The organism is Terriglobus sp. YAF25 (genome assembly GCF_052113305.1).
Lineage (GTDB): Bacteria > Acidobacteriota > Terriglobia > Terriglobales > Acidobacteriaceae > Terriglobus.
In genome coordinates this window covers 1-2,259 of record NZ_JBFRCY010000732.1, presented here as the reverse complement: position 1 = coordinate 2,259, position 2,259 = coordinate 1, and the positions used below count along the sequence as shown (strand labels likewise).

Here is a 2,259-nt window from a genome sequence, read left to right as displayed (position 1 = left end):
GTAATCGGGAATCATGTAGTACTTCATGATCACGCCACCATTGGTAAGGACGTCCGGATCGACGACGGGGCCATCATTGGCAAGAAGCCTTTGAAATCAAAAGCCAGCGCTATGACCGGAACCAAGGAGCTGGGGCCGGCTTTTCTAGGCAACGGCTGCCTGGTTGGCAGCAACGCTGTGATCTATTCAGGGGCAATTGTCGAAGATGGAGTTCTGATCGCTGACTTTGCCAGCGTGCGTGAAGACACGGCTATCGGCGAGCTCAGCATCATTGGCAGGGGTGTCGCCATTGAAAACCAGGTCAGGGTAGGGCGATGCTGCAAGATCGAAACCGGGGCCTATATCACTGCGAAATCCGCAATTGGAGACCAGTGCTTTGTCGCTCCCGAGGTGACCTTTACCAATGACAATTTTGTCGGACGCACGCAGGAGAGGTTCGAACACTTCGGCGGAGTAACCATGCAGAAAGGCTCCCGCGTTGCCGCGAACGCTACGATTCTGCCTGGAGTGTTGATCGGAGAAGATGCTCTGGTTGCAGCGGGATCCGTGGTAACGCGCGATGTTCCGGCGCGCATGGTTGTTATGGGGGCTCCGGCAAGAGTTGTCCGCCCGGTCGATATTGACCAATTGTTGCCGTACGAAAGCGAGACCAAGCCGGGAGAAACTCCGTGAAGATACTTTCCATCGGTGGAACGCGGCCGCAATTCGTGAAGATGGCAGTCCTTGTAAAAGCGATCGAAGAGTATAACCGCGAACACCAGGGTGCAATAGAACACAGGCTGCTGCATACAGGACAGCACAGCGACCCGATGATGTCATCGGTATTTTTTCAGGAACTCGGGCTACCGAAGCCGAGATTGCTGGAGACGGTCAGGATGGGGACACCCGGAATTCAGACTGCGCTTATGCTTGCCGGAGTTGAGGCTGAATTATTGGAGTGGATGCCGGACGCCGTGATCGCGTATGGCGATACAAATTCGACCCTTGCATCTGTGCTGGCGGCAGCGAAGCTTCACGTTCCCGTGATTCATCTTGAGGCTGGGCTGCGCAGCTTCAATCGGATGATGCAGGAAGAACTAAACCGAATCGTTGCGGACCATATCTCGGACCTCCTGCTATGCCCGACGCCCAATGCAGTAAAGCAGTTGGAGCTGGAGGGGCTCGGTGAGCGAGCAGTATTCGTGGGAGACGTAATGCTTGATGCTGTCAGCCTCTTCGGCAGGGATGGACAGTCTGCCATACAGCGCGAGCTCCACTTAGGAACCCAGGAATATGCTCTCGTTACCATTCATCGAGCCGAAGCGACCGATGAGCCCGAACGGCTCAACGGCATTCTTGAGGCTTTAAAGAAGATGGATGTCCCCATCATTTTCCCGATGCATCCGCGGCTGCGGAAGCGCCTGCTTGGAACGAGCAACTCTGATCTGTTTCTTGTGGATCATGTGCATGTTATCGAGCCGGTCGGATACCTGGACATGCTGGCTCTACAGCGAAATGCCAGGTTCATCATGACCGATTCCGGCGGCCTGCAGAAAGAGGCCTACTTCATGGGGGTACCGTGCCTCACGCTCCGGGAAGAAACCGAGTGGATCGAGACGCTGCACGGGGGATGGAACATATTGGTCGGCAACGAGACGGGAAAGATCCTGGATGGAGCTCGCCGTCTGGCACGCTTCGGACGCAACAGCATTCAGGAGCCCAGGGATCTGGTCGAGTTCGGTGAAGGCCATGCAGGAGAACGTAGTATTGGTCGAATTATGGAAATGGTGAGGGCTGCATGACAAAACGTGTACTTATTACTGGGGCTGCCGGCTTCCTGGGATCGCATGTAACCGATCTGATGCTTGCAAAAGGTTACGACGTCGTAGCTGTCGACGATATGTCGCACGGGAACTCAGCAAACCTTGAGTCAGCGAAGCAATGTCCTGGGTTTGAATTTCACTCCGCGGRTGTATGCGATTACGACGCCTTGCGGCAGGCAGCGGGGAAGGTCGATATTGTTCTTCATCTGGCGGCATATAAGATCCCGCGCTACGAAAATCCGAAGAAGACGCTGATGGTGAACTTCCACGGGACGCACAATGCGTTGCAGATCGCCGTCGAGAACAATGCTCGCTTTGTGATCACATCGACCTCGGACGTATATGGCAAAAATCCCACGGTGCCTTTCTCCGAGGATGCGGACTCCGTTCTCGGTCCCGCTACGGTGGCGAGGTGGGCGTATGCGGCTTCGAAGATGTTCGATGAACACCTCGTGCT

Annotated in this window: 3 protein-coding genes; all 3 read left to right on the top strand. The window is 55.2% G+C overall.

From position 1 onward, the window contains the following. The coding region (locus AB4043_RS23020) for a DapH/DapD/GlmU-related protein (RefSeq protein WP_442308209.1) at positions 1–672 on the top strand (672 nt) is incomplete at its 5' end. Then, positions 669–1,781 (top strand): non-hydrolyzing UDP-N-acetylglucosamine 2-epimerase, encoded by a 1,113-nt coding sequence (wecB, locus tag AB4043_RS23015; protein ID WP_442299062.1) that lies wholly within the window; start codon positions 669–671, stop codon positions 1,779–1,781. The genes AB4043_RS23020 and wecB, both read left to right, overlap by 4 nt. Beyond that, positions 1,778–2,259 (top strand): NAD-dependent epimerase/dehydratase family protein (locus AB4043_RS23010; protein WP_442308208.1); only part of this gene is annotated, 482 nt, incomplete at its 3' end. The genes wecB and AB4043_RS23010, both read left to right, overlap by 4 nt.